Annotated in this window: 33 protein-coding genes; 3 read left to right on the top strand and 30 right to left on the bottom strand. The window is 71.0% G+C overall.

Annotated elements, in window-relative coordinates:
* Window positions 1–24 precede the first annotated feature (24 nt).
* Together ACFWPT_RS24425 and ACFWPT_RS24420 are read right to left on the bottom strand one after the other, a co-directional pair.
* The gene (locus ACFWPT_RS24425; protein WP_063350207.1) at window positions 25–216 is read right to left on the bottom strand and encodes a DUF5999 family protein; all 192 of its coding nucleotides are present in this window, start codon (window positions 214–216) and stop codon (window positions 25–27) included.
* A gap of 394 nt (window positions 217–610) precedes the next feature.
* Window positions 611–1,183, bottom strand: a complete 573-nt coding sequence (locus ACFWPT_RS24420; protein ID WP_063350208.1) for a hypothetical protein — start codon at window positions 1,181–1,183, stop codon at window positions 611–613.
* Between the two features lie 367 nt (window positions 1,184–1,550).
* Between ACFWPT_RS24420 and ACFWPT_RS24415 the strand changes: the two genes are divergently transcribed.
* Window positions 1,551–3,056, top strand: coding sequence for a hypothetical protein (locus ACFWPT_RS24415; RefSeq protein ID WP_063350209.1), 1,506 nt, complete (start codon window positions 1,551–1,553; stop codon window positions 3,054–3,056).
* 77 nt (window positions 3,057–3,133) lie between these two features.
* Window positions 3,134–3,922, top strand: coding sequence for a CPBP family intramembrane glutamic endopeptidase (locus ACFWPT_RS24410; protein ID WP_208869123.1), 789 nt, complete (start codon window positions 3,134–3,136; stop codon window positions 3,920–3,922).
* On the opposite strand, the gene ACFWPT_RS24405 is transcribed toward ACFWPT_RS24410, so the two are convergent.
* The gene (locus ACFWPT_RS24405; RefSeq protein ID WP_380484276.1) at window positions 3,900–4,295 is read right to left on the bottom strand and encodes a hypothetical protein; all 396 of its coding nucleotides are present in this window, start codon (window positions 4,293–4,295) and stop codon (window positions 3,900–3,902) included. The two genes, ACFWPT_RS24410 and ACFWPT_RS24405, sit on opposite strands and share 23 nt — an antisense overlap.
* Window positions 4,296–4,320: 25 nt before the next feature.
* Between ACFWPT_RS24405 and ACFWPT_RS24400 the strand changes: the two genes are divergently transcribed.
* Window positions 4,321–5,901, top strand: coding sequence for a recombinase family protein (locus tag ACFWPT_RS24400; RefSeq protein WP_380484274.1), 1,581 nt, complete (start codon window positions 4,321–4,323; stop codon window positions 5,899–5,901).
* A 63-nt stretch (window positions 5,902–5,964) separates the two neighbouring features.
* Here the strand turns inward: ACFWPT_RS24400 and ACFWPT_RS24395 are convergent, their stop codons facing one another.
* The 27 genes from ACFWPT_RS24395 to ACFWPT_RS24265 all read right to left on the bottom strand — a co-directional run bounded on the left by ACFWPT_RS24395 (window position 5,965) and on the right by ACFWPT_RS24265 (window position 26,173).
* Window positions 5,965–6,189 (bottom strand): hypothetical protein, encoded by a 225-nt coding sequence (locus ACFWPT_RS24395; protein WP_380484272.1) that lies wholly within the window; start codon window positions 6,187–6,189, stop codon window positions 5,965–5,967.
* 24 nt (window positions 6,190–6,213) lie between these two features.
* Entirely contained in the window at window positions 6,214–6,408 is a 195-nt protein-coding gene (locus ACFWPT_RS24390) for a hypothetical protein (protein WP_380484270.1), read from the bottom strand.
* A complete protein-coding gene (locus ACFWPT_RS24385; RefSeq protein ID WP_380484268.1) occupies window positions 6,405–6,983 on the bottom strand; it encodes a hypothetical protein in 579 nt (192 codons plus the stop codon). Before ACFWPT_RS24385 ends, ACFWPT_RS24390 begins: the two co-directional genes overlap by 4 nt.
* Before the next feature lie 19 nt (window positions 6,984–7,002).
* Window positions 7,003–7,179 carry a hypothetical protein gene (locus tag ACFWPT_RS24380; RefSeq protein WP_380484266.1) on the bottom strand — a complete coding sequence of 59 codons (177 nt, stop codon included), beginning with the start codon at window positions 7,177–7,179 and terminating at the stop codon, window positions 7,003–7,005.
* Between the two features lie 61 nt (window positions 7,180–7,240).
* A complete protein-coding gene (locus tag ACFWPT_RS24375; protein ID WP_380484264.1) occupies window positions 7,241–8,290 on the bottom strand; it encodes a hypothetical protein in 1,050 nt (349 codons plus the stop codon).
* 850 nt (window positions 8,291–9,140) lie between these two features.
* On the bottom strand, window positions 9,141–9,587 hold the full coding sequence (locus ACFWPT_RS24370) for an endonuclease domain-containing protein (RefSeq protein ID WP_380484262.1): 447 nt from the start codon (window positions 9,585–9,587) through the stop codon (window positions 9,141–9,143).
* Complete coding sequence (locus ACFWPT_RS24365) at window positions 9,577–11,436, bottom strand: DNA polymerase (protein ID WP_380484260.1); 1,860 nt, start codon at window positions 11,434–11,436, stop codon at window positions 9,577–9,579. Before ACFWPT_RS24365 ends, ACFWPT_RS24370 begins: the two co-directional genes overlap by 11 nt.
* An 11-nt stretch (window positions 11,437–11,447) precedes the next feature.
* Window positions 11,448–13,001, bottom strand: a complete 1,554-nt coding sequence (locus ACFWPT_RS24360; protein WP_380484258.1) for a phage/plasmid primase, P4 family — start codon at window positions 12,999–13,001, stop codon at window positions 11,448–11,450.
* Window positions 12,983–13,885, bottom strand: a complete 903-nt coding sequence (locus ACFWPT_RS24355; RefSeq protein WP_380484288.1) for a toprim domain-containing protein — start codon at window positions 13,883–13,885, stop codon at window positions 12,983–12,985. The genes ACFWPT_RS24360 and ACFWPT_RS24355 overlap by 19 nt, the downstream gene beginning before the upstream one ends.
* A gap of 19 nt (window positions 13,886–13,904) precedes the next feature.
* Window positions 13,905–14,309, bottom strand: a complete 405-nt coding sequence (locus ACFWPT_RS24350; RefSeq protein WP_380484256.1) for a hypothetical protein — start codon at window positions 14,307–14,309, stop codon at window positions 13,905–13,907.
* Window positions 14,309–14,488 carry a hypothetical protein gene (locus ACFWPT_RS24345; RefSeq protein WP_380484254.1) on the bottom strand — a complete coding sequence of 60 codons (180 nt, stop codon included), beginning with the start codon at window positions 14,486–14,488 and terminating at the stop codon, window positions 14,309–14,311. The genes ACFWPT_RS24350 and ACFWPT_RS24345 overlap by 1 nt, the downstream gene beginning before the upstream one ends.
* Window positions 14,485–14,664 carry a hypothetical protein gene (locus tag ACFWPT_RS24340; protein ID WP_380340869.1) on the bottom strand — a complete coding sequence of 60 codons (180 nt, stop codon included), beginning with the start codon at window positions 14,662–14,664 and terminating at the stop codon, window positions 14,485–14,487. Before ACFWPT_RS24340 ends, ACFWPT_RS24345 begins: the two co-directional genes overlap by 4 nt.
* Window positions 14,661–14,966 (bottom strand): hypothetical protein, encoded by a 306-nt coding sequence (locus tag ACFWPT_RS24335; protein ID WP_380484252.1) that lies wholly within the window; start codon window positions 14,964–14,966, stop codon window positions 14,661–14,663. The genes ACFWPT_RS24340 and ACFWPT_RS24335 overlap by 4 nt, the downstream gene beginning before the upstream one ends.
* A gap of 11 nt (window positions 14,967–14,977) precedes the next feature.
* Window positions 14,978–15,610 carry a hypothetical protein gene (locus ACFWPT_RS24330; RefSeq protein WP_380484249.1) on the bottom strand — a complete coding sequence of 211 codons (633 nt, stop codon included), beginning with the start codon at window positions 15,608–15,610 and terminating at the stop codon, window positions 14,978–14,980.
* A complete protein-coding gene (locus tag ACFWPT_RS24325) occupies window positions 15,607–16,161 on the bottom strand; it encodes a hypothetical protein (protein ID WP_380484247.1) in 555 nt (184 codons plus the stop codon). The genes ACFWPT_RS24330 and ACFWPT_RS24325 overlap by 4 nt, the downstream gene beginning before the upstream one ends.
* An 84-nt stretch (window positions 16,162–16,245) precedes the next feature.
* A complete protein-coding gene (locus ACFWPT_RS24320; protein ID WP_380484245.1) occupies window positions 16,246–16,998 on the bottom strand; it encodes a hypothetical protein in 753 nt (250 codons plus the stop codon).
* A 213-nt stretch (window positions 16,999–17,211) separates the two neighbouring features.
* Window positions 17,212–18,009 carry a hypothetical protein gene (locus ACFWPT_RS24315; protein ID WP_380340855.1) on the bottom strand — a complete coding sequence of 266 codons (798 nt, stop codon included), beginning with the start codon at window positions 18,007–18,009 and terminating at the stop codon, window positions 17,212–17,214.
* Window positions 18,010–18,086: 77 nt separating this feature from the next.
* Window positions 18,087–18,284: a hypothetical protein gene (locus ACFWPT_RS24310; protein ID WP_380484243.1), complete on the bottom strand. Its 198-nt coding sequence runs from the start codon at window positions 18,282–18,284 to the stop codon at window positions 18,087–18,089.
* The gene (locus ACFWPT_RS24305) at window positions 18,281–18,835 is read right to left on the bottom strand and encodes a hypothetical protein (RefSeq protein ID WP_380484241.1); all 555 of its coding nucleotides are present in this window, start codon (window positions 18,833–18,835) and stop codon (window positions 18,281–18,283) included. The genes ACFWPT_RS24310 and ACFWPT_RS24305 overlap by 4 nt, the downstream gene beginning before the upstream one ends.
* A gap of 188 nt (window positions 18,836–19,023) precedes the next feature.
* Window positions 19,024–19,719 (bottom strand): hypothetical protein, encoded by a 696-nt coding sequence (locus tag ACFWPT_RS24300; protein WP_380484239.1) that lies wholly within the window; start codon window positions 19,717–19,719, stop codon window positions 19,024–19,026.
* Between the two features lie 155 nt (window positions 19,720–19,874).
* On the bottom strand, window positions 19,875–20,159 hold the full coding sequence (locus ACFWPT_RS24295; protein ID WP_380484236.1) for a hypothetical protein: 285 nt from the start codon (window positions 20,157–20,159) through the stop codon (window positions 19,875–19,877).
* 41 nt (window positions 20,160–20,200) lie between these two features.
* A complete protein-coding gene (locus ACFWPT_RS24290; protein ID WP_380340841.1) occupies window positions 20,201–20,443 on the bottom strand; it encodes a hypothetical protein in 243 nt (80 codons plus the stop codon).
* Window positions 20,443–22,284 carry a LysM peptidoglycan-binding domain-containing protein gene (locus ACFWPT_RS24285; RefSeq protein ID WP_380484234.1) on the bottom strand — a complete coding sequence of 614 codons (1,842 nt, stop codon included), beginning with the start codon at window positions 22,282–22,284 and terminating at the stop codon, window positions 20,443–20,445. Before ACFWPT_RS24285 ends, ACFWPT_RS24290 begins: the two co-directional genes overlap by 1 nt.
* A gap of 118 nt (window positions 22,285–22,402) precedes the next feature.
* The gene (locus tag ACFWPT_RS24280; RefSeq protein WP_380484232.1) at window positions 22,403–22,924 is read right to left on the bottom strand and encodes a hypothetical protein; all 522 of its coding nucleotides are present in this window, start codon (window positions 22,922–22,924) and stop codon (window positions 22,403–22,405) included.
* Complete coding sequence (locus tag ACFWPT_RS24275) at window positions 22,921–24,096, bottom strand: hypothetical protein (protein WP_380484230.1); 1,176 nt, start codon at window positions 24,094–24,096, stop codon at window positions 22,921–22,923. Before ACFWPT_RS24275 ends, ACFWPT_RS24280 begins: the two co-directional genes overlap by 4 nt.
* Window positions 24,096–25,244 carry a hypothetical protein gene (locus tag ACFWPT_RS24270; RefSeq protein WP_380484228.1) on the bottom strand — a complete coding sequence of 383 codons (1,149 nt, stop codon included), beginning with the start codon at window positions 25,242–25,244 and terminating at the stop codon, window positions 24,096–24,098. The genes ACFWPT_RS24275 and ACFWPT_RS24270 overlap by 1 nt, the downstream gene beginning before the upstream one ends.
* A gap of 14 nt (window positions 25,245–25,258) precedes the next feature.
* Window positions 25,259–26,173, bottom strand: a complete 915-nt coding sequence (locus ACFWPT_RS24265) for a phage distal tail protein (protein ID WP_380484226.1) — start codon at window positions 26,171–26,173, stop codon at window positions 25,259–25,261.
* Window positions 26,174–26,293: the final 120 nt, after the last annotated feature.

Below are 26,293 nucleotides of genomic sequence, written 5' to 3'. Positions count from 1 at the left end.
CGGCGGCTGCCCCCGCCGGTGCGGTCAGGCCGCGTGGGCGACGGTGCGGCGCGGCGCGATCACCCGGCCGTCGGGCAGCAGCTCTCCGGTGTCCTCGAACAGCACGACGCCGTTGCAGAGCAGGCTCCAGCCCTGCTCCGGGTGGCAGGCCACCGTGACGGCAGCCTCGCGGTCCTCGCACTCGGCCGACGGGCACTCAGGACGGTGCTGGCACATGCGTACCCTCGCTTCGCTCTGCGATCCTCCCCCGTGGTGCGGCCGCCGGCGGAGCCGTCGGGAGCCGCCGCGGTAGCCGGATCCTGTCCGCGCGCCGACCAGGTGTTGACCGGCGCTCAAGTGGGTAGGACAGGTGGTCCTTCCACGCTGGTTCCCAGTGTCGGCATCTGTGGACGCGCGCGCAGGGATTTCGTGACATGCGCCACAACTCCCGGGCAGAGATCACCCGTTCAGGTGGGTCCGGCGGGAAAGGGCGCACCGATGGGTCAGCTGCGGCATGGCCCGAGGAGGTCAGGGCGGATGGCCCGTCCGGGTGGTTCGGGCGGATGAGGGTGACACGCGCGCCGACGGGCCACCGGGTGCTGGCCCGGTGGCCCGTCGGCGTGGGGCCGGCTCAGGAGGAGCCGAGCAGCAGTGGCTTGGCGAGCGGCGCCCGGGCGAGCAGCGGCAGCAGCTCGGCGGCCGGGTAGGCGCGGTGCGCGGTGACGCCGAGCGGGGCCGGGGCCAGCGGGATCAGCTGGTCGGCGGCCGGGCCGGCGTCGGGGCTGTGCAGCCACAGTGCCGTCGCGTACTGCCCGGGGAAGGTCAGCAGTCGGGGCTGCTGGCGGGACCGGGAGCCCTGGGCGAGCTGCCAGGCCTGGCGCAGCGCCCGGACCGTCGAGTCGAGGTAGGGGCCGGCGGTGAAGTGCGAGAAGGTGTGGCCCTCGACGGCCTGGACGACCTCGGCGGCGGCGGCGACCTCGGCGCCGTCCTTGATCAGGAAGCGCCAGCCCGTCCGGCGGGCGGCGGGCAGCTCCGGGCGCGGCCCGTCCAGGACGTGGACGGCGAGGGGGTGCGCGGGGAGCAGCGGGCCGACCGGATGGCGCAGTGCTGCGGCGGCGGGTTGGCGCAGCGCGGTCTCCGAGTCGAGTGCGGCCAGGACGGCGCGCAGGGCGCTCGGCGGGGGCTGGGGGGTCTGCAGAGTCATGGCGGGGTCCGCCTCTCCGTGCGAGATCGGCGTGCGAGTGCGGCATACCGGCGTGGCGCGGTGTGTCATCGGTGACGGGACCTGGCCGTGTCCGGTTGTGCATGATCGCGGTGCCGGCGCGGTCGCCGCCGTCGACGAGGGTTTCGAGGCGGAGCGGGCCGGCCGGAGCGCAGTGCGAATTCTATCGAACAGGTGCGCAGGGTGACCTGTTTATCACAGGCGGTGGCGCCGGGCAAGTCGGCAGATCTGCTGAATATCCGTCAGTTTCCTTGCATTGCAAGCCAGTACAAGCATTCGGGTATCGATCTTCGAGGTGGGCATGATGCTTGCACGGTCGGGTCGGCCGGTGTCTCAGGAGGAGGGGACCGTGGGCGAGAAGGTCGTGGCGACTCGGGCTGATCTGGCGGACCGGCAGCTGTACCGGCGCAAGCTCCAGGCCTGCCTCGACGCGCTGGGGCGGATGCTGCGCGAGGACCGGTTCGACCGGCCGCGGGCGGTCATGGGCCTGGAGATCGAGCTCAACCTGGCCGACGAGGACGGCCTGCCGGCGCTGCGCAACGCGCAGGTGCTGAGCGCGATCGGCTCCAGCGACTTCCAGACCGAACTGGGCCAGTTCAACGTCGAGGTGAACATCGTGCCGCACCGGCTGTGCGGGCACGTCTTCGAGGACCTGCGCGAGGAGCTCGACACCGGGCTGCGCTACGCCGACCGGCGGGCCGCCGAGGCCGGTGCCCGGATCGTCATGGTGGGGATCCTGCCGACCCTGGAGCACGGTCACACCGGCCTGGACGCGATCTCCCACAACCCGCGCTACAGCCTGCTCAGCGACCAGATCCTGGCCGCCCGCGGCGAGGACATCGCGCTGGACATCGAGGGCGTCGAACACCTCCAGCTGGAGACCATCACCATGGTGGCCGAGGCCGCCGCGACCTCCCTGCAACTGCACCTGCAGGTGACCCCGGAACGCTTCTCCTCGGTGTGGAACGCGGCCCAGGCGATCTGCGGGGCGCAGCTCGCGCTCGGTGCCAACTCGCCGTTCCTGTTCGGGCGGGAGCTGTGGCGGGAGACCCGTCCGGTGCTGTTCCAGCAGGCCTGTGACACCCGTACGGCGGAACTCAAGGCGCAGGGCGTCCGGCCGATCACCTGGTTCGGCGAGCGCTGGGTGGACTCGGCGTACGACCTGTTCGAGGAGAACCTGCGGTACTTCCCCGCCCTGCTGCCGATCTGCGACGACGAGGACCCGATGAAGGTGCTCTCCTCCGGCGGCGCGCCCCGGCTCGCCGAGATGCGGCTCCACAACGGCACGATCTACCGCTGGAACCGGCCGGTGTACGACATCGCGGGCGGGATCGCGCACCTGCGGGTGGAGAACCGGGCGCTGCCGGCCGGGCCGACGGTGGCCGACACGCTCGCGAACGCCGCCTTCTACTACGGGCTGGTCCGGGTGCTCGCCGAGCAGCCCCGGCCGGTCTGGACCAGGCTGCCGTTCGAGCGGGCCGACGAGAACTTCCGGCAGGGCGCCCGCTACGGCATCGACGCGGTGTTCCAGTGGCCGCGGGCGGGCCGGGCGGGCCGCGGCGGCGGGTTGACCACGGTGTCCGCCGTCGACCTGGTGCTCAACGAACTGCTGCCGATGGCCCACCAGGGCCTGGACGAGTGGGGCGTGGAGCCCGCCGACCGGGACCGCTACCTGGGGATCATCGAGCAGCGCTGCCTGCGCCGCACCAACGGCGCGGCCTGGCAGAGCGCGACCTTCCACCGGCTGCGCGAGCAGTACGGGATGGACCGCCCGGCCGCGCTCGCCGCGATGACCAGGCGCTACATCGAGCACATGCGCACCGGCGAGCCGGTGCACACCTGGCCGGTCGGGTAGCCGGACCGCTGTGTCAGGATGATCGCTCCGGCGGTCGGCCGACGGCCGGAGCGACGCCCGCCCCGCTGGAGCCGCCCGTGACCACCCTCCCGACCGCACCGGAGACCGCGAAGCCCACGCGCCGGCTGCTCGGCGTGGAACTGCTGATCGTCCTCGGCCTCTCCCTCGGGGCCAGTGGCGTCAGCGCGCTGATCAGCTTCGCGGCCTCGCTCACCGAACCGATCCAACTCGGCCAGCAGGTCGCCACGTTGAACGGCTCGCGGGCGCCCGGTCGGCCCTGGCTGGACCTGGTGTGGCAGCTGTACTACATCGGGCGCGGGCTGATGCCGGTGGTGCTGGTCGGGTACCTGCTGGTGCGCGAGGGCGCCGCGCTGCGGGTGCTCGGCTTCGACCTCGGGCAGAAGCTGCGCGACCTCGGCCGGGGCGCCGCCGTGGCGGCCGCGATCGGCGGCTCCGGGCTGGTGCTGTACCTGGCCTCGCAGGCGGCCGGCTACAACCTGACGGTGGCGCCGTCCGGGCTGCCGGACGTGTGGTGGCGGGTCCCGGTGCTGGTGCTCTCCGCGTGGCAGAACGCCGCCCTGGAGGAGGTCGTCGTCCTCGGCTACCTGCTGCGCCGGCTCGGGCAGCTGGGCTGGTCGTGGCCGGCGGCGGTGGTGGCGAGTTCGGTGCTGCGCGGTTCGTACCACCTGTACCAGGGGGTCGGCGGGCTGGTCGGCAACATGGTGATGGGGGCGGTGTTCTGCCTGCTGTACCGGCGCTGGGGGCGGGTGATGCCGCTGGTCGCGGCGCACGCGTTGATCGACACGGTGGCCTTCGTCGGGTACGCGCTGCTCGCCGGGCACGTCAGCTGGCTGCCGACCCCCTGAGCGGGAGGCGGCCGGCCGGGGTGCGCGGCGGCCGGGCGAGCAGGCGGTCGACGTGCCGGCGCTCCAGGCCCGGGCCCGGGTCGATCGGCAGCAGCAGGCGGTCGCGGCGCCAGAGGGAGTTGCGGACCAGCCGCGGCGGGATGACGTCGTCCACCCAGGCGAACGGGCGGCCCGCGGCGTAGCGCAGCAGCGGGGCCCACTTGCGGGCCGAGAGCAGCTCCATCAGGGGGACGCGCGGGTCACCGGGCTGCGGGACGTCGCCGGTGAAGCGGACCAGCGGGAGGGCGGGCAGGCCGATGGCCGGGGCGATGTGCGCATTGGCGTGCTCCTCCCAGAGCGCGGGGTCGCCCTTGCACCTCCAGGGTGCGGGCACGCGCTGCTGACTGGAGAGTGGAACCATGGCTCGGAAGCCTGCCGGACCGGTGCGATATGTCGACCTGCTTCTTCGGAAGTCGCAGGTCGTCCGGGGTACGGCGGCCCGGGACATCCTGTCGCTGAAGGCGCAGGAAGTGAAGGGCCGGGCATGGGCGAAGACGAACCGATATGAGATTCGCCGGATCTTCCGCGAGAACCTGAGCGCGTACAAGCTGACCGTGAAGCGCCCGGACTTCGACGCGGCGGTCCACGCGCTGCTCGAAGGCGAGTCGGACTGTCTGTGGGCGTACGACTCCTCGCGGTACAGCCGCAAGGGTGCGGGCGACGTGCTGAAGATCCTGGACAACCCCGGGAAGCGGCTCGTCTTCGATATCAACGGGCTCGACACCGACCGGGTTGAGGACCGCCGCCGGATCATTGAGGACGCCGAGCGAGACCGCGAGTACAGCCGGGTGCTGTCGCAGAAGGTCCGGGATACCAAGGCCGAGCAGCGTGACGAGGGCAAGTGGCTGTCGGGTGCGCCGTACGGGCTCAAGGTCACGAAGAAGCGCAAGCTCAAGCACGGCAAGTTCTGGCCGGTGATCGAGCGCATCCACCGGGAGGCCGCCGAGGGCTTGTCTAATCGGAAGATCGCGTTGGGGCTGACAGCCGACGGATTCCGGTCGACTCGGGGAGGCCCGTTCCGGTCGAATACGGTCGGCACGATCTTGAGGAACCCGGTGTACCTCGGATGGCAGATCGTTCGGGTGAACCACGTTGCCCAGGTCTATCTGAATGCCAAGGGGAAACCGGTGCGCGTGTTCGCCAAGGGGGTGGATGGTATTCCGCAGGAGACGTGGGACAAGCACCGGCGGATCGCGGCCGGGTGGGAGCGCCGGAAGAACCTGCCGACTGCGGAAGAGCAGGAGAAGCCCGTGAAGCGCTCGCCCGCGTCGGGGCTCATGTGCTGCGACGGCGGAGGCCGGGACCCGAAGAAGGGCCACTCGGCGACGATCCACGGCCAGTCGTTTCGGTGCGGCAGGGTCAACCTCGGGCTGGACTGCCCCAACCCGGTGACCGGTATGCGGGACGCTGTGGAGCGGGTCCTGGCGGAGGAGTGGCGCAAGAAGCTGTCGACGGCGGATCCGCTGGACCCCACTCTGCTGGCGGTCGCGGAAGGGTGGGTGGAGCTGTCCCAGCCGGAGGAGAGCAAGAAGGAGGCCGACGCCCGGGGGCAGCTCAAGCTCGCGGAGGAGGCGGTGGCGCGCATCGACCGCCTTGAGGCCGCCGGGGCATACCCAGGCCGGGACGGAGAGGCCACGTACGTCAAGCAGCGTCGGGCGGCGGTGGAGGACGTGGAGAACGCGCGCAAGGACTGGGAGGAGGTGGCCCAGCCGATGGCGGACATTTCGGTGCTCACCGATCCGGTCCGCGCCGCGAAGCTGTGGGAGTCCTCGGACGACCACTATCGGGGGCAGCTGCTCCGGTTGGCGATCGAGCGGGTGTACCTGCTGAAGGCTCCGCATACAGGCGGGAGGTTCACGGCGGACCGGCTGGACATCGTGTGGAAGAAGCCGCGCGGGTGGAAGCCGCCGGAGGAGAGGGACGGGGCGGGCGGGTCCTGAAACACAGAAAAGGCCCCCGGTCAGCACTGTGCGAACAGTGCTGGCCGGGGGCCTTAACGTGGGTCAGGTGGACAGGACGCGGAGCAGGGCCAGGGCCAGGCGGCGGGTGCGGCCGATCTCGGCCAGCAGCTCCACAGCGTCGTCAGGCACCTCGGGCGAGGCCAGCAGTGCCCTCGCGTCAGGGGTGCTGAGGTACTGGGTCAACAGGTACTCGCCGTTGCAGCGGTCGGCCTGGAGGCTGCGCAGGGCGACCTCGGCGATCACCCGGGGGTGGTCGGGCTCGCTCATGCCGCCATCCAACCATCGTGGCTGTCACCAAGTGCAATCTTCGATGCCCGTGGCCAGATCCAGAGCCACGTGCTCCGGAAGGGGGACGACCGATCGGGTGATCTGGCCGGGTGTGGAGTGCTCGGTCTCGATGACGATGACGCGCTCGCCTGCGGGGGTGCGGGCCTCGTAGGCGCGGGCGGCCTGGTGGACGACGGCGTGGATCACGGGGAGCGTCACTGCTGGCCGCCCTGGAGGAGGAAGTTCGCCATGGCGATCTTGCTGGCGACGCCCGCGTCCGGTCCGAGGAGTTCGGTCGCCCGCAGGAAGGCGCGCTCTCGCGCGGCGGTGTTGTTCTGCGGGAGCATCACGTCCGCGAAGGTCGGCGGCTGCGCCTCGGGGGAGGCGGGTGGGGCGGGCGGCAGGTCGGTGAATGCGGGGGGCTGTGGGAGGGCGGTGGGCGAGGTCGAGCCGCCGGCCACCAGGTAGGGCAGTCCGGCCTGGCGGGCCTCCTCTGCCTGCCGGGCCGCCTCCATCTCGCCCAGGCGTCGCGTGGCCTCGGCCTCCTCCTCCCGGACTCGCTGGATCTCCAGACCGATCGTGCGGGACTGAGTTGCGGCCTGGATCAGGGCGTGGCCGAATTGCTCGGCGACCTCGGGGTTCTGGTAGATGGAGGCCATGGCCTCGCCAGCGCGGATGAGTACGCCGATGTCGCCCTCGGCGTCTATGTGGAGGCGGGCGAAGTCTTGGGGGCCGTCGTACTTGCAGGGGAAGCGCTGCTCGTCCGGGCGGGCGGTCTCAGTTACGGTCGTCATGGGGGTTGTCTCTCCTCGATCAGGTCAACAGGGCCAGGTAGGCCTGGACTTCGCGGGCGGAGTGTCCGGCGTCGTAGCGGACGGTCTGGCCGTCGCGGGTGATCTCCAGGGCGTAGCCGTCGTTGTCGCTGTGGTCGGCGAACACGCGTAGGCGCGCGCCGCCGGGCAGTTCGTAGGTTCCGACTGGGGACTTCATCGCTGGGGCCTTTCCGTGGGGTGGTTCGGAAGGCTTGAGCCGGGGCGGTTAACAGCTCGGTTCACGCGGCGTCCCGGAGCTTCTTCATGGCGCGGGACCAGGTGGCCTTGACGGTGCCGGGGGTCTTGCCGAGGGCTTCGGCTATGCCGGTGGCGTCGAGCTTCCCGGCGTCGGTGAGCATGGGCGGGCCGTCGAAGCCGTAGGCGAGACGTGCGATGGCGGCCTCGGTGGGCGACATGCGCTCCAGTAGCCCGGCCGCCTTGACCCACGCGGCGGCGGCGAAGCGGGCGGAGGTCTCGGCCTCCACGGCCCGGTCGGTGATCGCCCCGCTGGCCTTCTTGCCCCGCTTGGTGCCCGTGACACGGACGCCCTTGCAACGCACGGCGTCGCGGGAGATGGCGAGCGGGTTGAAGGCCAGGGACGGCTGGAGGTCGCTGCACCAGCCCGCGGTGGTCGCGGCGGCGACGACCGGCCGGCCGTCCTTGGCGGCGAGGCGGAGCCGGGCGGTGCGGGGGGTGGTGCCGAGCGCGGTGTATTCGACCAGGTGGTCCGGGTCCTGCGCGGTGGAGGCTTCGAGTGCGCCTTCCGCGACGCTGGCGATCGGCAGGGGGCGGGTGAAGACGGCGGCGACGATGTCGGCGCGCTCGGGCGAGAACCGGCGCTTGGCGTCCAGCCCGGTCAGCTCCTCCTTGGCGGCGGTGAAGCAGCCGCCGTTGCGCTTGAGGGCGCCCATGAACGCTGCGGCGGAGTCGCGCGGCACCCCGGGGGCGATCTCACGGGTGGCGGCCGCGTGTCCGTCCAACTTCGCCCGCTGGAATGCGTACGAGCTGAACTCTGCGGTGTTCGGGGCGTCGACGTCCCACGCGTGGATGGCCCGCCAGAAGCTCAGCCGCATCTCCTGGGCGATGTCCTGGGCGGCCTGGTGGCTGTCGCCTTCCATCTGCTGAGCCCGCTTGCGGGAGACGGACAGTGCGATGCCCTCAAGTCCGTTCAGGATCTCCTCAGTTGCAACCCGGCCTCGGTCGAGTGTGCCCAGGCCGGTCAGGGCGGGCAGAGGCTTGGGGGTCTGGGCCTGGCGGATCAGGGCGGGGGTAATGCAGGACGAAGACATAGAGATTCCTTGACATGTACAGAACATGTAGATGGGCGTGCGGTATCGCCGGACGGCGCGTCAGGGCGCGATGAAGCCCTGGCGCACATCTGGGCCCGCGTCAGGGCATGACGAAGCCCCGGCCGGCACTCGCGGCCGTGTCAGGGCATGACGAAGCCCTGGCGCACATCTGGGCCCGCGTCAGGGCATGACGAAGCCCCGGCCGGCACTCGTGGCCGCGTCGGGGCATGGAAAAGGCCCCTGCCGGTTCGGTGTCAGCCGAAAGGCAGGGGCCTGGTGGGCACTGGCGCTAGGCCAGGCGGTCAGATCCCGGAGCTTCCCGGCGAAGGGCCGGGGCTATCGAGAGGGCCAGGCGGCGTACGAAGAGCGCCATACAGCGAGCGATGAGGAGGTGAAGGGCCCGCTCGAAGCGGGCCCGGGTGGGCTCGGGACTCACAGTCCGATGGACGTGGAGGGCGGCTAGCACCCTCCGGCGAAGTCGCTCAACCTTGCACGGATCGGCCTCCCACGGCAGATGGCCGAGGAATAGTCTGCTCACATCAGTGAGGCCCATGGCGAGGCGAAATGCCCTCACGAAGCTGGGACTTACGGTGGCGGCAAGGTGTAGGCGGACGTGAGCCAGGCGGTCCAGAAGGCGGCGCATGCCGGCAACGGCGGCGCGCCCCCCTGGCCTCATCGTCGCTCCCGCTCTTCACAGAATGTTCTTATTCATCACACTTCGCGTGCAGAGATTAGGAGATGTGGCCTATGTCCGCAACAGTCCTTATGGGACTTTCGGACATGCCAAAGGTCCCGATCATGGCAGTGACCAGCGATGCTTACGTAAAGTGATCGCAATGTGGCGTGGGTCTCATTTTCCGTGGTCGCGCAGGTACACCGCGCCCCGGTCGAGACGGGCGGAGGAGTCGCCGAAGTGGCCCAAGGCCGCGTTCTCTCCCCGGCACAGCAGCCTGCGCACGGCCGCGCCCTTGGGCTTGTCGTGGTCGTGGTCCACCACCAGGCGGTCCCCGGCCACCGCCTTCTGACCGCAGATCGCGCACCGCCACCGCTGGCGACGGCCCATCCGCTCGTAGTCGGCCAGCGTGATGCCGTAGACCCGGCGCAGGCGGGCGTCCCGGCGCTTGCGGACCACCTGCGGGTCGCGGTTCGCCTTGTTGTTCGCCGCCTTCACGCACGGCCGGCAGACGTTCGCCCGGCCGTTCGGCGAGCGCTTGCGCCGGCCGAACTGGACCAACGGCCGCTCGTCGTCGCACACCTCGCACCACTGGGTCCACGGACTTTCGGCCTCACGCCGCATAGGCCCACTCCTTCGGCAGGCCGTAGCCGTCGGCCCAACTCGGGCCGTAGACCTCGGCGTCGGTGTCCAGAGGGACCCCCAGCAGCGTCATCTTCATGGCGTCCGCGCACGCCTGGGCGACCTCCGCGGCCTCGCTCCTCGGGGCTGTGCCCACCACCTCGTCGTGCACCCACATGGTGAGGTAGGGGGTGAGGCCCTGCTCGTCCATCTTGATCAGCGCCTGGCCCATGGTGTCGCGCGCGGTGGACTGGCAGGCGTAGGCGACGGACTTGTACAGCTTGTCGCGGTCCAGGTGGAGCCGCCGGCCGGTGACCGTGGTCATCGTGCAGCGCTCCGCGAGAGCCTGGCGCTGCATCTTGCGCGCCCACCTCTTGATCCCGGGGAACGCCCGGCCGTAGCGCTGGAGGGTGTCCCTCATGACGTCGACCGGCTGACCCGTCTGCTTGGCCAGAGTCGCCGCACCGCCCTGGTACGCGGTGCCCAACCCGGCGATCTTGGCCAGGGTCCGCTGAGCCTTGGTGTAGCCCTCGCCGAACATCATCGCGGCGGCGTAGCCGTGCAGGTCGCGGCCTTCGGCGATGGCCCGCACCATCCGGGCTTCCCCGGACAGCGCGGCCAGCACACGGAGTTCGACCGCCTGCTGGTCCACCGAGAAGTACACGTGTCCCGGCTCGGCGACCACGCACCGGCGCACCTCCCACCCGTGGGAGGGGAGTTGGGCCATGGCAGGGTCGGAGTGGGAGGCGCGGGCTGTGATCGCCCCCATGGGGTTGATCTTCGGGTGGATGCGGTTGTGCTCGTCCCGGTTGTTTAGCATCGCCTCGGCGTAGGACGTCGACCACTTCCCGGCCCTCTTCGCCCTCAACACGGCGTCGGCCAGGGGGTTGGGCTTCCGCATCCCGAGCCGCCGCCAGTCCTGGTCCAGGTCCGCCAGCGGCAGCAGCACCTCCTTGGCCACCGACAGCGCGCCGCTGTCCGTCTTCTCCGTCAGCCGCTCGCCCATCCCGAGCAGCGCGCCGGCCACCTGGTCGGGGCTGTTCACCGAGGAGACGCCGAACCGGGCCGCCACGCCGGAGAACCACTTCTTCTCGTCCGCCAGACGGCCCACCAGGCCCTTGGTGTACGTCGGGTCGAGCAGCATCCCGTTGCGCTGCACCTTGGCGCACACCAAGGCGACGCGGTGTTCGTAGGGCAGCAGGGCCGAGCGCAGACCCTCGGCTTTGTACCGGGCCAGCAGCTTGGGCAGCAGCCGGGCGACGAGTAGCGCGTCGAGACCGGCGTACAACTCGTAGACGGGGTGCGAGAGGCTGATCCGCGCCCAGCCGTTCTCCTTCGTCAGGCCCAGCCCGTTGAAGACCTTCGTCAGGTCACCCTGCGTGTCGGGGGCGGCCGGGTCGATGTACCAGGCGGAGAGCGGTTTGAGCGACAGTCCGACGCCGCCTTCGTGGTCGTGGCGGCTGTCGAGCAGGTGGGCGGCCACGCGGGAGTCCTGGGCGCGGGGATAGAGGTCTTCGAGCTGGATGCCCAGCTCGTTGTCGACCTTCAACGCGTCGAACGTCAAGTTGTGGGCCACCAGGCGCGGGAGCTGGGCCAGCGCCTCCCGGGCGGCCTCGCGAAACATGCCGCCGAGTTCGAAGGGAATGACCCACGCGGTGCAGGTGTCGCCGAACTGGACGAGCCGTATTCGGTCCGTCCAGGACAGGCCGGTGGTCTCGGTGTCGAACCCGAGAAGTGTCCCGGCGTTCGCGTGGCCGGTCCACCAGGTGCGGAACTCCCGCAGGTCGTCACCGTTCTCGGCGACCTTGATCTCGACTGGCTCTCCGGCCAGCCGGTACGGGTGTACCCGCATGTGCTCACTTCCTAGTCGTTGGTGGTGTCGAAGACTCCCGGCCCGGCGGGTGCCGACTGCTGAGCGAAACGCACACCCAGCAGCACACGCCCCTTGTTCATGCGGTGCTGGCGGATACCGCGCTCATCCAGCGCGGACACGAATCCGCGGCGAGTCCAGGCCCGTTCGCCCTGCGCCTCGCACCAGTCGCGGTACGCGTTGTACGCGTCCTGAGACAGGACATGCTGCGCATCGTCGCCGGTCTTTACCAGGACGTCCGTCAGGAACTCCGCCAGGGCGTCGCTGTTCTCCTTGAAGTTGGAGGTTGCGGCCTTGATGCAGTCGGGCTCCTTCAGCCCCTCGGCGTACCACTCGACCGCGCCGGCCACCGCCCACGCGGCGATCCCCTCGGCCTCCTCGCGCAGCGCGGCGAAGATCCCGTGGTCCCGCTCCTCCGGAGCAAAGAAGCGATCGAACCTGATCAGCTTCACGCGCCGCCACAAACCGGTGTCCTGCGACCGGAAGGCCGGGGTGTGGTTGGACGCCAGCCACAGCAGGAACGTCGGCTGATAGGTGAAGTAGTTTTCGCGCATAAAACGGGCGGTCAGCTTGTCGCTGCCGGTCGCGCGCTTCAGCACGGACTCCGACATCGGCTTGCCCGCCTCGCCCTCCGAGGCCATCACCATCCGGGCCCCGCGCAGCGCGGCCAGGTCGGCCGGGATGCTGTTGCCCCGGTCCTCGAACGTCTCGAACCGCGTGGTCTCGGACAGCGCGTCGAACACGTACGACAGGGTGTCCAGGAACACCGACTTGCCGTTCGCGCCGACACCGACCAACACCGCGAACGCCTGCTCCGCGGTCGACCCTGTGATGCCGTACCCGCACAGGCGGTGGATGTAGGCGGGCATCGAAGGCTCGGCGGGGAACACCTCGTCCAGGAACCGCAGCCAACGCGGGGCCGTCGCCTTCGGGTTGTAGTCCCACGGCAGGGACTTGGTCAGCATGTCCGCCGGATCGTGCGGCCTGAGCCGGCCGTCGCGCAGGTCCACCGTCCCGTTGGCGAACGACAGCAGGTGCGGCTGGTGGTCGAAGTCGTCCACCTCGCAGTGGACCCCGCGCACCGAGGCCAGTTCGCGGATCAGGTCATCGATCCGGCGGGCCATGGTGAAGCCCTTCGCGGCCTTGGCCAGCGGCAGCGCGGCCACCTGGCGCTCGTACTCTGCGGCCAGCGCGTCCCCGGCCAGCTTCAGGGCCAGGGCCTCGCGGATCACCGCTTTCTCCCGGGCCAGGGTCTCGACCATCGCGGCCCCGAGGTCGTGGGCGGCCTGGCGCACCAGTACCTCGTTGCGCACCCAGTGCGTCCCCGACCAGACGTGGAAGCCCACGCCGTCGGCGTACTTGATGCCGCCCTTGGTGTACTGCACCAACGCGTGGGCGTTGACGATGTCACTCGCCCCGTAGCGGGACGCCGCCTCCCGGTAGGCGGCCACCGCGTCGGCCGGGGGCAGCGTCAGCGCGGGCCGGTCCGGCTCGTGCGGGGTGGTCAGGCTGTCGATGGCGTAGGCCGTCATCGGGTCTCTCTCCATACTGCGTAGTCCTTGAAGCCCTCGGGCAGCGTCAACCGCCGTGCAGGCAAGCCCCGTTCGTGGAGGGCGGTGAGGATGGTGCGGGTGAACTCCCGCCCGGAGCGGTCGTTGTCGCCGCACACCCGCACGTCGCGCCCCGCCAGGCCGGCGGCCAGCGCGTCCAGCGTGGTGGGGTCGTTGTTGAGCAGCGCGGCCCCGCGCACCCCCACCGCGTTGTAGCCGTCGGCGACGATCGCCAGCGGGTCCGACAGGCCTTCGGCGACCACCCACGGCGCATCCGGGTCGGGACCTGGGAACACCCCGTACCGCTGCCACTCGAAGCCGTCCGGGTTGGCCAGCGAGATCCACCGGCCCAGGCAGCGCCCCGACAGGTCCCGGCCCTGCGCTCCCCGGGCCACCCCCGCGAAGTCGTGCATCGGCACGACGAGGCGGGGATAGCGGATGAACGAGGTCGGAACCCACTCGGGGCACGGCTGCGGGTCGGGCCACCAGCGCAGGCCCAGCCGGTCCTGTTCGGCGGCCGTCAGGCCGAATCGTTTCTGCGCGTAGTCCAAGGCCGGGGCGGCGTCGGCTCCGGCCGGCAGGGAGTCCAGCCATACCCGCAGCCCGGCTGTCAGGTACGGCGAGACGGGCTCCGGCCGGGCCTCGGCCACGGCGACCAGGCCCTCGGCGTCCACGTTGAACAGGTGCCTGGGCAGCAGGTCCATCCCGGCGACGATGTCCTCGAAGCGACACCCGGCGCGGCAGGCCAGGCCCACCATGCCGGACGTCTTCAGGTTGATCCACAGCGACGGCTTCCCGTCGTCGTGGGCCGGGCAGCGGGCCACCCACTCACCGCTCTGGTAGTCCCGCCACTCCTCCAGGCGGTCCAGGATCTCCTGCATGCGCACGGCCCTCTCCTCTCTAGTAACCGGCCTCCCGCAGGGCCTTGACGATCGCCGCATGGGTGCGGATCGACGTGACGGCGTACCCGTCCTCGGTCTTCGCCCGGGGGCGCTTCACGTATGCGACCCCGAACGGCATCCCGGCGTTGACCGCCTCGGCCTCGGCCTGACGGACGTAGGAGGCGAGGTCGTACGACTTCTCTGCCTTGTTCTCGCCACAGAAGGGACGGACGTTCAGATCCCCGATGTCCGCCGCGCTTTCCTGGACGTTGCGGCGGACGTTGTCTGGGTCCAACGGGTCCTTCCACCGCACCACACGGTCACCGTCCTTCCAGTCCGGCCGGTACTGACCGAGCTGTTCGTTCAGGTAGTCGGCCACCGCGGTCTCCCACGCGGTGCCCTTGACCTTGCTGCGGTTGGCCACTAGGCGCTCACCACCGACAAGGCAGCGCCCCGGTAGGCGGCCATGCCGGCGGCCTCCCAGTACCGTGGCCAGTCCGGGCGCTGGCGGGCGTCGTACAGGAACAGGATCATGTCGCCGGACCCGGCGAGGCGCAGGTCGCCGAGCGCCGGGGCGATGCCCAGGCCGATGCGGTAGGTCATGTCTCGCCCTCTCCCTGGCGCGGTTCACGGAAGTCGGCGGTGTGCGCGGCATCCGAGGCCCGCAGCAGCCGGGCGGCGGACGCGCCGTCGGCGGCCAGCGCCCGCGCCCGGCCGTGCAGGAAGGCCCGGCGCTCCTCGGGCCGGACCTTCCACAGCGGGGTGGAGTAGTCGGTCAACGGGCCACTCCCTCCTCGGGCAGGTGAGCCCAGGAGGTCCGCCGCGCGATGTGGCGGCAGGCACGCTCGGAGATGCCGAACGCCTCGGCGAGGGCGGAGAGGCTGGCGCCCAGATCGGCGGCGCGCCGGATGGCGTAGACCTTGCGCTCGGTGAGTTTCGCCTGCGAGTTGCGGGTGCCGGCCGACGGCGGGCGCGGCGACTCACGGAACGCGGAGCGCATGATCTCCTGCGCGCGGTCGGTACCGGGCAGGACGTTGACCAGGCGGGCCGGGATCGGCCCGGCGGGGGTGGGGGCGTGCACGGGGTCCTTCCTCATCGGGGGGTTGCGAAGGCTGCGGCCAGCTCGGCGACGGCGTCCAGGCTGTGCAGGTAGGCGCGGTTCGTCTGGTCGGGGTTGCTCAGGGCTTCCAGGCAATCGACCAGGCGCATCACCGCGTCCGCGACAGGATCGGGAGCGCGGTCGAAAATGTCCTCGGTGGCGTGCTTCATACGCTGCAAGTAGGTGCTGACGTGACGGCTCTGGGGCACCGGGACCAGGCGCGCCGTGGGGTCGGCGGCGAGTTCGGCCTCGGCCTGTTCCAGCGTCACGTCCTCCGGCTTCTCGGCCCTCGGCTTCGGCGGGTTCGCCTTGCGGTAGAACTCCGTCCACGTCTTCGCGGCCGGAAGCTCCACGTCCACACCCGGGGCCAGCTCATCGCGCGGCGGGACGTGCCCGGCCGAGGCGAGCAGATCCCACGTGGCGAGGTACCGGTGCACCGTGTGTGCTCCCTTGCCCGCTGACCTAGCAAATCCGTTGGCCGAGACCTTCACTTCGTGCCGTTTGGCACGAAGTTCACGGGCTCCCTGTCCCGTTCCCGGCTCCACGCAGCGCGCGGCGAGCATCGCCAGGAACGCCTTGCTTCCGGCCTTGCCGAACAGTTCGGCGTCGGCCTCCCAGGCGCTCACTGCTGGGCTCCCATCGCGTGGACGATCACCTGGAACGCGGCAGCCAGCTGTTCCGGCACGGTGATGTTGACGAAGCCCGGGGCGAGCTGCGACGCGGCGGGAATGCTCGGGGCCGGGGCCGGGGCCGGGGCCGTGCGGCGGGCGTCGGGAAGGTCCCTGATCGCGGTGGTGTAGCGCGGGGAGAGCTGGTTCTTGCCTGCCGCGATGATGTACAGGATGGCGGGGCCGGAGAGGATTCCGGCACGCGCGGCCAGCTGCTCGAAGGTCAGGCCGGTGCGGTCCCGCTGCTCCAGCAGCTCGTCCCCGCGCATACGGCTGCCGGGCATGTTCGGCAGGTGCTCACCCGCCGCGCCGGGCGCGGGCTTGTTCGCCTGTGCCCGCACGGCCGCCTCGGTCCGGCCGAGCAGCCGGGCGATCTCCGTGAAGGCAACGCCCTGAGCGCGCAGCATCGTGAGCCGGTGCTTTTCGGCGGACTCCCACGGCATACCGTGGCGGTGGTTGTTGGTCCGGGCGGCCGGCTGGTGGGCGGTGAAGGTGGTGCAGGGGTACATCGGGTTTCTCTCTCCAGGGAAAACGGGGCGGGACCGGCCTCCGAAGAAGCCGGTCCCGCTGGTGGTGCTAGTGGTGGAGCGCCGTTAGAACGGCGGCTCCTCTTCGATGGCCGTGGCCTTGGTGTCGGTGAGCGCCAGCTCGTACGGCTTGATGACCTTCACCGTGGCCTTCTGGTAGTCGACGTCCCGGCCCGCCTTGCTCGTGTACTGCACACGCTCGTTGATGAGGTGGGCCAGCGAAGGGCCGCCGGAGCGGGCCAGCGCGCCCTTCAGCGCGGGCAGGTCGGCGATCATCGACCAGCCCGAGGACTTGTACCGGAAGCGGCCCAGGTCCATGGCGTGGGGAAGCGTGAAGTCGATCTCGATGCTGGGCTTGGGGCCCCGCTCCGCCTTCGCGCGGTCCCGCAGCTCGGCGATGGTGCCGGGGCAGCGGCACGGCACGCCGACGTCCTCCGGCGGGCTGAGGAACTGGCGGGTGTCGCAGTGGTGCGCGAGCTTGCCGTTCACCCACTGCTTGAAGTCCATCCGCACGGCGTCGGGGCCAGAGATGACGACCTCCACCCGGTCGGCGTCGGTCTTCACCGCCATGGCGTCCTCGGCCTCGGTCTCCCGTTCGTACGGGGTGCCGCCCAGCAGCTCCGCCACGGCCTCGGCGGTGGACGGCAGCGCGCTGGTCACCATCCACTCGTGCTGGGCAATCGGGAAACCGCCGTCGGGGGCCGCCTCGTAGTTGCGGAAGACGCCGGCCAGGTCCGGGCGGGCGGCGGCCTCTGCGCGTTCCGCGCGCTCGGCCAGCTCGGGGTCACTGTTGAAGATGTTGTCGAGTGCGTCGCTCAAGGGCATCCGTTCTGTCGGGAGGAGGGGCCACAGGTAGGGCGGCCCCGCGTTCACTAGGGTCGAGCCGGGACGGTTAACAACCCCGCTCTCCGTGCTCGCCAGGAGTGAGCCGGGGCGGTTAACAACCGTGCTCGCCAGGGTTGAGTCGGGGCGGTTAACAACCCCGGTCGCCGGCCTCGTGGAGAGTGAGCCGGGGCGGTTAACAGACCCGGGTCAGGCGGCGCGGCGCGCCGTGCCCGTCTGACGGCCGGCATCGTTGGACCAGGCGACGCGGCCGATGATCCCGGCGTCCGAGGCCCGGTCGTCCGCGAAGCGCTGGCGAAGGGTGAGGAAGCGCTCGAAGATGTCCCGGTCGATCTTCACCGGGCGGAACTCCGCGCGGGCTGGGGTGATGTGCAGCACAGCCCCGGCGTCGACCTTCGGGAACGCCTGGATCGCGCGGTCCACGGTGATCAGGTCGTCCGCGTGGGCGTAGGCCGCGAGCTGCGAGGCAACCGAGGTGTAGACCGACTTGGCGGTCTTCAGGTCGCCCAGGATCGTCTTGCCGTTGATCTTCACGATGAAGTCGAAACTCCCCGCGTACTGGTGCTCACGCGACCAGGCCACGTCCTCCGCGTACAGCAGCTCGGGCTGGTAGCGGTCGAGCCACGCCTCAATGTGCGGCACGTACGGCTCCACGTCGTGGTGCGGGTACGGCACCTCTTCGCCGCGCAGCCGCAGCTCGAAGAAGTCATGCACAAGGCTGCCGACGTCAGCACGGACCTTGGTGTAGCGCTTGGCCGAGTACGTGAGGAAGTCGACGGCGGCCTGGCGGTCACGGGCGGCAATGCGCTGGACGACCTCCAGGTCCGTGACGGCGCACTCAGCTGCCATGCTCGCTGACCACGTCTGGAGGAAGGGCTTGGCCTCCATGGACAGGATGCTCGTCACCGACGGGGCGAGATCGCCCGACTCGGGGTGGACGTAGTAGCGCGAGCCCTTCTGGTGGATCGTGCGGACGCCTTCGGACATGCTCTCTCTCTTCTCTGTGGCTGGGCATGGGAAAGGCCCGCCCCGGGGATCGGGACGGGCCGAAGGGTGAGAGGCCGTCAGGCCGCGGCGGCGAGCGACGGCAGGGTGTCCGAGAAGCCGGGCACCTCCGCCTCGACCCGGGCGTTCGCCGCCTGCTCGTCGGTCTCCCGCTCGTCAGGGGTGAGCGGGTCCGGTACGGGGGTGTAGATGAAGACGATGTTCTCGATTGCGGTGGCGGTGCGGTCGATCGCCTCGATGCGGTCGCGCAGGGTCATGCGGTGGCCTCCAGGGCTTCGCGGATTCGGGTGTGGAAGGCGGCGAGGGAGCCCGTGTTCGGGACGGTCCGGTCGGCGTGCTTGGGGCCGAGCTGTTCGCTCGGGTGGTCGCCGTCGGCCCCGCCCCGGTCGATGAACCAGACCGCGAACCCGGCCGAGCGCAGCGCGTCCACCTCGTTGTCGAAGCGCACGTCGGTGACCACGACGGGCCCGCCGGCCGCTGCGGCGGCGCGGTGCAGGTGCCCGATCCAGAAGCCGGGGCCGACGTGACGGCGCACGCCCTCGGTCCCGAGCCGCTGAAGGAACCGCCGAGCCTCGGGGAACCGGTCCTTCACCGTCTCCCAGCCGTAGCGGTCCACCGCGTCGGCCAGGTGGACCGGGACCGGGGCATTCACGCCCAGCAGCTCGGTGCCCACCACCGGATCGACGTCGTACGCCATCACCTTCAGCGGGTCGGCCAGCGCGAGCCTCACGTACCCGTACCCGGCCAGGACCCCGGCCGCCGTGTCCTTGCCGGACCTCGCCCGGCCGATCAGTGCGATGTTCTTCACGGCACACCTCCTCGCAACCGTTTAGGTGCGCCGGTTAACAACCGGCCCGGCGGCCGAGTTGCCGGACAACCCGGTGCATTCCTCCGTAACTGTCTAGACGTGCCGGTTAACAACCGCGCCGACGACCCCAGAACGCGAAAAGACCCCGCCCTCCCTGGACAGGGAAGACGGGGCCTGGGGTGCCGGTATCAGCTCAGCACATCCTCCAGCGCGAGCAGCGCGGCGCGGGTCTCACGAAGTTTCTGGCGAAGCTCAACCAGGGTCTCCGGAGCAAGCCCGCCGAAGGACGCCGGGTCCAAAGCCGTGACGGTGCGGTGAACGGTATCGACCACCTCGACGCAGCGGGCTGGAGGGATCTCCCCGTCGGGTGTGAGCACGGCAGCCGCGATGCTCTGGAGCGCCGCCTTCCGGTGGTAGTGCTCAAGCCGTAGCTCCCGCTGTGCCTTCGGCTTGATCTTGTAGTAGGCGAAGATAGCGTCGGAGTCCGTCAGCCCGGGGAACCTCCGTTCGCGCTCGGCGGGGTTCTCGTCCATGCTCCGGACGTAGGTGACCCGGATCGGGGACATTGCCGTGCGCACGCCCTGTGAGATGGCCTGTCGATCCGACGCCAGCTTCTCCCGCCGCTCCTTGGAATCTCCGGGCACGGGCTTGAACCCCCCGGCGTCCAAGAGGTCGGACATCCAGCGCTTGGCATCGTGGCTGCTGCGGCGCAGGTCCGGCAGGCCCTCGCGGTTCGTGAAGAGAAGAGCGGTCTCGAACGCTACTGCCGCGAGGGGCCCGTACTCTCGCGCCCGCACTGCGCCAAGCAACGGGAGAGCCTTGTCCATCAGTTCCTGGGCTCCGGGAACGTCGCGCCAGTCCTGCACGGGCCTTCTCTGGGCCATCGGGTGAGGTCCTCCTTTTAGGGGACATCCTGTCCGCTAAATCTGCTTGCGTTGGAGCGTTGTCTAACCAACGACGCCCGCCACCCATTCCACCACGCGGGCCCCGTGAACGAGGAAAGGGCCCCGACCCGTCCGAAGACGAGCCGGGGCCCGGTTCACCGCTTGCTCTTCATGCCGTCGCCCTGCGGCGGGGAGACGGTCTGCGGGGCGGGGTGGGGGCAGTCGCAGCACTCGGCGAGGGCCGCCGCTCGGGCGGCCTCGGTGTTGGCGGCGTCGGTCTCGTGCGTGACCACGCGCTTACCCGCGGAGTGGCCGGCGGCCATCGTGACGGCCATCAGCAGGAGGCCGATGACGGCTTCGTTGGTCTGGATTCCGGCGAGCTTGGGCACAACGGTGCCCAGCGCGGTGAGTGCGGCGACGACAGCCGCGCGCGTCTTCACCGGGTTGGCGGTGATCCAGGTCTTCAGGTCTTCGATCTTGCTCAGCCCTTCAGGCGTGCGACGACATCGGTGATCAGTGCGGTGCCTCCGGCGAGCCCGGAGGCGACGACGCCGTAACGCCAGCGTTCCAACGCGCGGACGCGGTCCTCGTGGTCTTCCAGGACCGCGTCCACGGTGTCGCGGCTCTGGGCGAGCGAGCGGACGTCCTCCCGGACGCCCACCAGCTCGTCGTAGATCTCGCGTGGTCCGATCACCACGCCGCCGAGCTGTTCATCTCGGGCCATCAGTAGCCCCCTGCGTTCCAGGCGATCGACTCGAACGAGCCGTAGGTCGCGTTCGCGTAGCGGACCCCGGCGATGATCGAGTCGACCGGGTTGAGGATGTCGCGGTGGCCGGGCAGTGAGTAGGTGTCGAAGGTCGGCCGGATGGTCTGGAGGAGGCCGTACGTCCCGCCGTACAGGGCCTCGTTGCTGTCCCAGTGGTTTTCGGCGGCCGGGTTGCCGCCGGACTCGACCATGGCGCGGTGCTCGATCGCCGCCGCGCTGGGGACGGGGTCGCCGTTCGCGCGCAGGATGTCCCGGGCCTCCTCGATCCACCCGGCCAGGTCGTTCGAGTAGCCGGTGCTCGGGGCTGGGCTCTCCTCGACCGGCGGGGCCGGGAGGGTGCTCGGTCCGGCCGGCGTGGCCGCGTCGGGCTCCGGCGTCGGAGCGGCAGGCTTCGACGTCTTCGGTGCGGCCGGGCGGCGCGGGACCGGGGCGGAGCCGTCCGGGATCACGATGTCCTGGCCTGGGAAGATCAGGTCGGGGTTCGCCACGGTGGAGGTGTTCGCGGCGACCAGGGCTTCCAGGGTGACGCGGTAGCACGCGGCGATGTCCCACAGGGTGTCGCCGGGTACGACGGTGTGGACCGGCGGCGCGGCGGCTCCGGCCGGGGCGGTCGGCAGGCTGACGACCTGCCCGACCTCGATGCGGTCCGGGTCGGTGATCTGCGGGTTGGCGTTGGCCACGGCGTCCAGGCCGACGCCGTAGCGCGCGGCGATGGCGGACAGGGAGTCGCCCGCCGCGACAGTGTGGGTGGCCGCGCCCGGGGCCGGGGTGGGCAGCGGGTCCGGGCTCGGGGTCGGCTGCGGGGTCTCGGTCGGCGCGGGCTCGACGGGGGCCGGGGTCTCGGCCGGCTCCGGTGCGGGGGTTGCCGGGGCGGCGGTCGCCGACGCGGATGCGGCGGGGACGGTGATCTGCTGGCCCTCGGTGATCCGGTCCGGGTTGTCGATCTGGGGGTTCAGGGAGAGCAGCCCGGCAACCGTGGTACCCAGCGCCACGGCGATGCCGCCCAGCGTCATGCCCCGGCGGACGGTGATCGTGCGGGTGGCCGGCGGCTGCGGCGCGGGGGCGTCACCGAACTCCGTGAGGAGGCGGGCGAGCTGCTTGGGGCCGGGGATGCCGTCGGCGCTGTCGGTGTCGCCGAGCTTGTACTGCCAGGCGCGGAAGCTCTCGGTGTCCGCGCTGCCCCACACGGGGCCGGGGCCCTGGGTGTAGTGGGAGCAGCCCGCGCGGACCAGAGCGCGGCCCATCTCGGTGATGTGTTCGCCGCGCGCACCCGGGCCGTACGGTCGGCCGTTGATGGTGACGGCCTGACCGTTCGGGGTGGTGGTGCCGCCGGAGGTGAAGGCGGGGCGGCCGGCTCCGAGGATGACCGAGCGGGGGCGGGTCTTGCGGGCGACGCAGCCGCCGGAGCCCTGGCCCGCGCCGGAGGTGCGGGCGGTGTTGCCTTCGACAGTCTTGACGGGCTGGCCGGGGGCGGAGTCCTCCAGGACGATGCCGACGTGGTCGGCGGCGGGGCCGCCGTCCCAGCTGAAGAAAATGACGTCGCCGCGCTTGAACGCGGCGTCGCGGGCGTACCACTGGCCCTTGTTGCGGAACGTCTGGACGTGGGAGGGGCAGAACGCGAACCGGCCGACCGCTGCGGCCTCGCCGCCCTTGTCGGCGCACCAGGAGACGAACATGTCACAGAAGGGCTGATGGTTGAGCCCGTACCACGTCCCGAAGGGTGTGTCGTAGTACTTGCCGGAAGGGCTGAGGCCGCCCCGGTAATTCTGGTCGGCCCACCGCAGGGCCTCGGTGATCATTGCTTCGCGGGAGATAGGTAAGTCCTTCTGGGCATGGCTGGACCACCTACGCACATGGAGAGACCCGGCACACGTGTGCCGGGTCTTCTCGCGTGAGTAGGGGGCAGAGAGGTGGAGGTCAGGCGTAGCCGGGCGGGATCGGTACGGGGGTCCAGGTCCCGGCCTCGGTCGCCTTCGGGGCCTGGTTGAACGGGAGAGCCGTGGCCACGCCGGGGTCGACGGTGCCGCCGCCGGTGACGTCGGTGCGGGTCTGGAGGAGGACGCGCTGCCATTCGCCGGGCTGGCCGCCACCGGTCGGCAAGATCCAGTCCAAGCGGGCCCAGCCGTTGTTGAGCGCGTCGCCGGTGTACTGCCACTCCGCGGTGACCGCACGGGCCTTGTCGACGTCGAACAGGCGGAGCCAGACGCCTGCGCCCTGCTTGGCCGAGACGCGGCAGTCCAGGCGCAGGACGGGGTGGGCGATGCCGGCCGTCGGGATGGTGGCGGCGGCGCGCCAGGTGGTGCCCACGTCCAGGCCGGGGCGGTAGGGGGTCATGGGCAGCACCGCGCCGAGCGCGCTTGCGGTGCGCTCCATCGCGGACAGGCGGGTGTCGATTCCCTGGAACTCGTCCGCCAGGGTCGGCCGGCCGTAGACGGTCATGCGGCCATCTCCAGCTCACCCTTCACCCAGTCGTCCACGCGCTCGAAGATCGTGACGGGGACGAGGGTGAGGGTGGTCTCCTCGCCGCTGCGGGAGGCCTTGGTGTTGATCTCCTGGATCACGTACTCGGCGTCGATGCCGGGCCAGCGGGCGGTGCGGGCGCGGACGCGGATCTTGTGGCCGACGCGCAGCTCGGCGGCGGTGTACTCGCCGCCCGGGTGCAGGGTGATCTCGGGGACGACAAGGGGGAACGCCCCGACGGCGGTCATGCGCTCGGCCTGCGCGGTGAGCGTTTCGGTCCTGACCACGGAGTTGTTCGTGGCGATGGACGCGAGTCGGGGGATGCGGCGGCCGTCCTCGGTTTCGAGCGGGCCGTTGTACCACCAGCTCTTGAGCTGGCCCCAGCCTTCGCCCGCGCCGTTGACGCCGGTCTCGGTGCACATCTGATCGCCGTCGGACGTCACGGAGGTGACGGTGCAGTTGGTGCCGTGCTCCAGGACGATGCCGGTCGCCTCGCCTCCGGCCGGGTACAGGAAGCGGAAGCGGTTGCGGATCACGTGGGCGTCCACGTCCCAGTCGTGGTCGATGCGGAAGTCGAAGCCCTTGATCACGCCCGCCAGTTGCTCGACGGCCTCACCGACGCTCTTCCACTCGAACCAGGGGTAGGTGCGCTCGCGCGCCATACTCGTCAGGTCCGGGTCGAAGGTGAGCGCGCCGGGGCCGTTGCTGCCCCAGTAGCCGGGCCGGCCGGGGGCGACGGGTGAGGGGGCGTCGGCGAACTGCTGGATCAACTCGCGGGCGATGGTGGTCTGTTCGCGCGGGGTGGTACCCGTGCTGTACCCGAGGTTGATCGTGTTTCGCCGGTAGTAGTCCCACAGGCCGACGCAGCCGAGCGTCATCTCCTCGGCGGCCAGGTCCACGGACCAGGTCAGCAGCGGGCCGCCCCACAGGACGCGGCTGCCGCGCTGGACGTGGGCGATGATGCGCCACGGCGAGATGAGCGACCAGTCCAGGCCCGCCAGGGGCTCGGCGTTCAGCGGCACGGTAAAGCTCGCGGCCCCGGGGGCGTTGAGGATGGAGCGGTAGTTCAGCCCCGAGACGGGCAGCTCGGCCAGCAGCCGGCCGCCCGTGAACTCGGAGAGGATCACGCGGTAGTCGGTAGCCTGCGCCATCAGGCCGCCAGGGTGACGACGGCGTCGGCGTAGGACGTCCAGGCGGCGGAGAGCTTGACGTTGTTGTTCAGCGTGTACTCCGGGGCGCAGGTCGCCGAGACGTCCAGCGGTGCCCCGGCCGGTACCCGGATGGTGGCGCTTCCCCGGGCGTCGTGGGTGTCACCGGCCTTGGTGTACTGCGGGCGGCCCGCGCGGCGGCGCTCGCCGTGGCCGACGAGCGTCGGGATGATCCAGCCCTCGCCGAACTCTCCGCGATAGGTCGCCTCGAAGGACACTGTCACCAGCCGGGGGTAGGGGGCCGCCGGAGCGGTGAAGACGTGCCAGGCGTCGTCGCCCCACGATCCGTCTCCCGCCTGGTAGACGGCGTCCAGCCGGACCGCGCCGGGGACGAGGGGGGCGGTGATGCCGGGGCCGGTGACCTTGTGCAGGGCGGTGCTCGCCGAGTCGTAGACCAGACTGCCGGCCGGGGCTCCGGTGGCGGCCTGGGCGACGCCCTGAGCACCGGCGGTGCGCAGGTGGCGAAGCGGCGTGGTGTCGAGCTGCCCGGCGGGCACGAAGCGCACGTCCTCGATCCCGGTGATCCCGGTCTTGGAGATGCTGACGACGGCCAGGCGGATGCAGTTGGACGGCACGGGCCAGTCCTTGGCGCCCGGGGTGGACTCGGCGAGGACGGCGATCGACCAGCCGCGCGCGCCCTCCTTGGTCACCTGTGTGCCGGAGGCTGCGGTGGCGTACGGGGTGCCGTCGGAGGCGTAGGTGACCGGCTGCATGTACTGGTCGGCGGTGGTGCGGATGTCCATCAGCAGCGGGCCCGCCGGGGCGCTGTCCGGGTCGGCGAAGGCCACCACCAGGTCGGCGCGGGCGGCCTCGCCGGGTTTGGGGGTGGAGCACTGGAGCTGGAGCGACGAGTCCAGGTTGGCGAAGTGGACGGCGCCTTGGTGGGACACGGCGACGTCGTCAGGCAGCCATACCGAGCCCGCCGCGACGGACACGCGCGGGGTCGGGTGGTCGACCTTCTCGACCAGAAGGGCGGTGGGGCCGGAGACGCCGACGTGGGCGCCCCGGGTTCCGCCGATCATCGTGCGCAGATCAAGCGCGTCGTAGCGGCCCTGCTGGACGAACAGGGGGGCGCGGAGTTCAACTGCCAAGAAAAATGGGGTCCTTACATCCAGGCGGAGCGCCACTGCACATCCGCCGTGACCCCGTCGGGGCCTTCCAGTACGTCGAGGTGAAGGGTGCTTGCGCCGGGCGGGACGGAGAACCAGGTGGAGGCCTGGTCGACCTGCCCGAAGCGCGATGCGCCGTTGAGGGTGATGCGGCGGCGGCCCATGTCGACCACCAGGGCGTCACCACGTCCGACCCGAAGTCCCCTGGCGGCGAAGCGCTTTCGGTCGCCGCCGTGGACGAGGGTCAGCGACGGGTCGCGGATCTCACCGGTGCGCGGGGTGAGCCGGATGACGGGCCAGGTGTCCACCGAGCCGGAGTTGGTGATGTCCGGCGCGGCTCGGGTGGTGGGCCCGCTGCCCATGTCGAACGGGAACGTCAAAGGAAAAATCGGCCTGCCGCCTCGGGGAATGGCCACCGCTACGGTCGCGGACGCCTCGTCGGCCGAGTACAGCCGGGGGTCGGTGGCCACCAGCTCGACCGTCACGCGGCGGCGGCCCGCGTGGAAGTCACGGTCCACGGTGACGGCGCGCTTGCGGACCCGGGCCATGATCCGGGCCTTCCCGCCGGCCACCCCAGGGAACGCGAACTCGAAGGGCCGCTCGTCGCCGCCGGGGGCGAAGGCGGCCAGCAGCGCGGGAAGCTCGTGGTCGTCCAGGGCCAGCATGGTCAGGGTGACGGTGCGGGCGCCCATGTAGTCGGTGCCCGGGGTCAGGCCGTCGCGCTGAAGCAGCTCGGCGTCGCTGCTGCGGACGTCGGGTGCGTCCAGGAGGCCGGCCACCTCCTCCAGGGCGATGGAGGAGTCCTCACCGAGCAGCAGCCCGCCCCACGTCGCCGTCCAGGGCTGGCCGGTGTAGGGGTTGTGGGCGCTGGGCTGGGGGCCGATGCTCGGCAGCTCCGGCGGTGGCAGCACCGGCAGGGTGCGGAAGGTGACCGCCTCCGACCAGGCGTCCAGGCCGTCCCCGGTGCTGTGGTAGCGGACCCGGTACTCGGTGTCCGGTTCCAGAGGCGGGTCGTCGCCCAGCGGGCCGCC

This window comes from Kitasatospora sp. NPDC058478, assembly GCF_042720345.1.
In the GTDB taxonomy this organism is placed as follows: Bacteria; Actinomycetota; Actinomycetes; order Streptomycetales; family Streptomycetaceae; genus Kitasatospora.
The sequence above is the reverse complement of the archived record's forward strand: the minus strand, read 5'-3'. Positions and strand labels throughout refer to the sequence as shown.

Bases quoted from the DNA above. Each gene is read 5' to 3' on its own strand.
- ACFWPT_RS24345 (WP_380484254.1), bottom strand. From the start codon at position 14,488: ATGACCTACCGCATCGGCCTGGGCATCGCCCCGGCGCTCGGCGACCTG.
- ACFWPT_RS24375 (WP_380484264.1), bottom strand. From the start codon at position 8,290: ATGTCTTCGTCCTGCATTACCCCCGCCCTGATCCGCCAGGCCCAGACC.
- ACFWPT_RS24365 (WP_380484260.1), bottom strand. From the start codon at position 11,436: ATGCGGGTACACCCGTACCGGCTGGCCGGAGAGCCAGTCGAGATCAAG.
- ACFWPT_RS24360 (WP_380484258.1), bottom strand. From the start codon at position 13,001: ATGGAGAGAGACCCGATGACGGCCTACGCCATCGACAGCCTGACCACC.
- ACFWPT_RS24380 (WP_380484266.1), bottom strand. From the start codon at position 7,179: ATGAAGTCCCCAGTCGGAACCTACGAACTGCCCGGCGGCGCGCGCCTA.
- ACFWPT_RS24355 (WP_380484288.1), bottom strand. From the start codon at position 13,885: ATGCAGGAGATCCTGGACCGCCTGGAGGAGTGGCGGGACTACCAGAGC.
- ACFWPT_RS24385 (WP_380484268.1), bottom strand. From the start codon at position 6,983: ATGACGACCGTAACTGAGACCGCCCGCCCGGACGAGCAGCGCTTCCCC.
- ACFWPT_RS24325 (WP_380484247.1), bottom strand. From the start codon at position 16,161: ATGTACCCCTGCACCACCTTCACCGCCCACCAGCCGGCCGCCCGGACC.
- ACFWPT_RS24420 (WP_063350208.1), bottom strand. From the start codon at position 1,183: ATGACTCTGCAGACCCCCCAGCCCCCGCCGAGCGCCCTGCGCGCCGTC.
- ACFWPT_RS24290 (WP_380340841.1), bottom strand. From the start codon at position 20,443: ATGGCCCGAGATGAACAGCTCGGCGGCGTGGTGATCGGACCACGCGAG.
- ACFWPT_RS24300 (WP_380484239.1), bottom strand. From the start codon at position 19,719: ATGGCCCAGAGAAGGCCCGTGCAGGACTGGCGCGACGTTCCCGGAGCC.
- ACFWPT_RS24315 (WP_380340855.1), bottom strand. From the start codon at position 18,009: ATGTCCGAAGGCGTCCGCACGATCCACCAGAAGGGCTCGCGCTACTAC.
- ACFWPT_RS24310 (WP_380484243.1), bottom strand. From the start codon at position 18,284: ATGACCCTGCGCGACCGCATCGAGGCGATCGACCGCACCGCCACCGCA.
- ACFWPT_RS24370 (WP_380484262.1), bottom strand. From the start codon at position 9,587: ATGCGGCGTGAGGCCGAAAGTCCGTGGACCCAGTGGTGCGAGGTGTGC.
- ACFWPT_RS24275 (WP_380484230.1), bottom strand. From the start codon at position 24,096: ATGGCGCAGGCTACCGACTACCGCGTGATCCTCTCCGAGTTCACGGGC.
- ACFWPT_RS24395 (WP_380484272.1), bottom strand. From the start codon at position 6,189: ATGAGCGAGCCCGACCACCCCCGGGTGATCGCCGAGGTCGCCCTGCGC.
- ACFWPT_RS24400 (WP_380484274.1), top strand. From the start codon at position 4,321: ATGGCTCGGAAGCCTGCCGGACCGGTGCGATATGTCGACCTGCTTCTT.
- ACFWPT_RS24280 (WP_380484232.1), bottom strand. From the start codon at position 22,924: ATGACCGTCTACGGCCGGCCGACCCTGGCGGACGAGTTCCAGGGAATC.
- ACFWPT_RS24285 (WP_380484234.1), bottom strand. From the start codon at position 22,284: ATGATCACCGAGGCCCTGCGGTGGGCCGACCAGAATTACCGGGGCGGC.
- ACFWPT_RS24425 (WP_063350207.1), bottom strand. From the start codon at position 216: ATGTGCCAGCACCGTCCTGAGTGCCCGTCGGCCGAGTGCGAGGACCGC.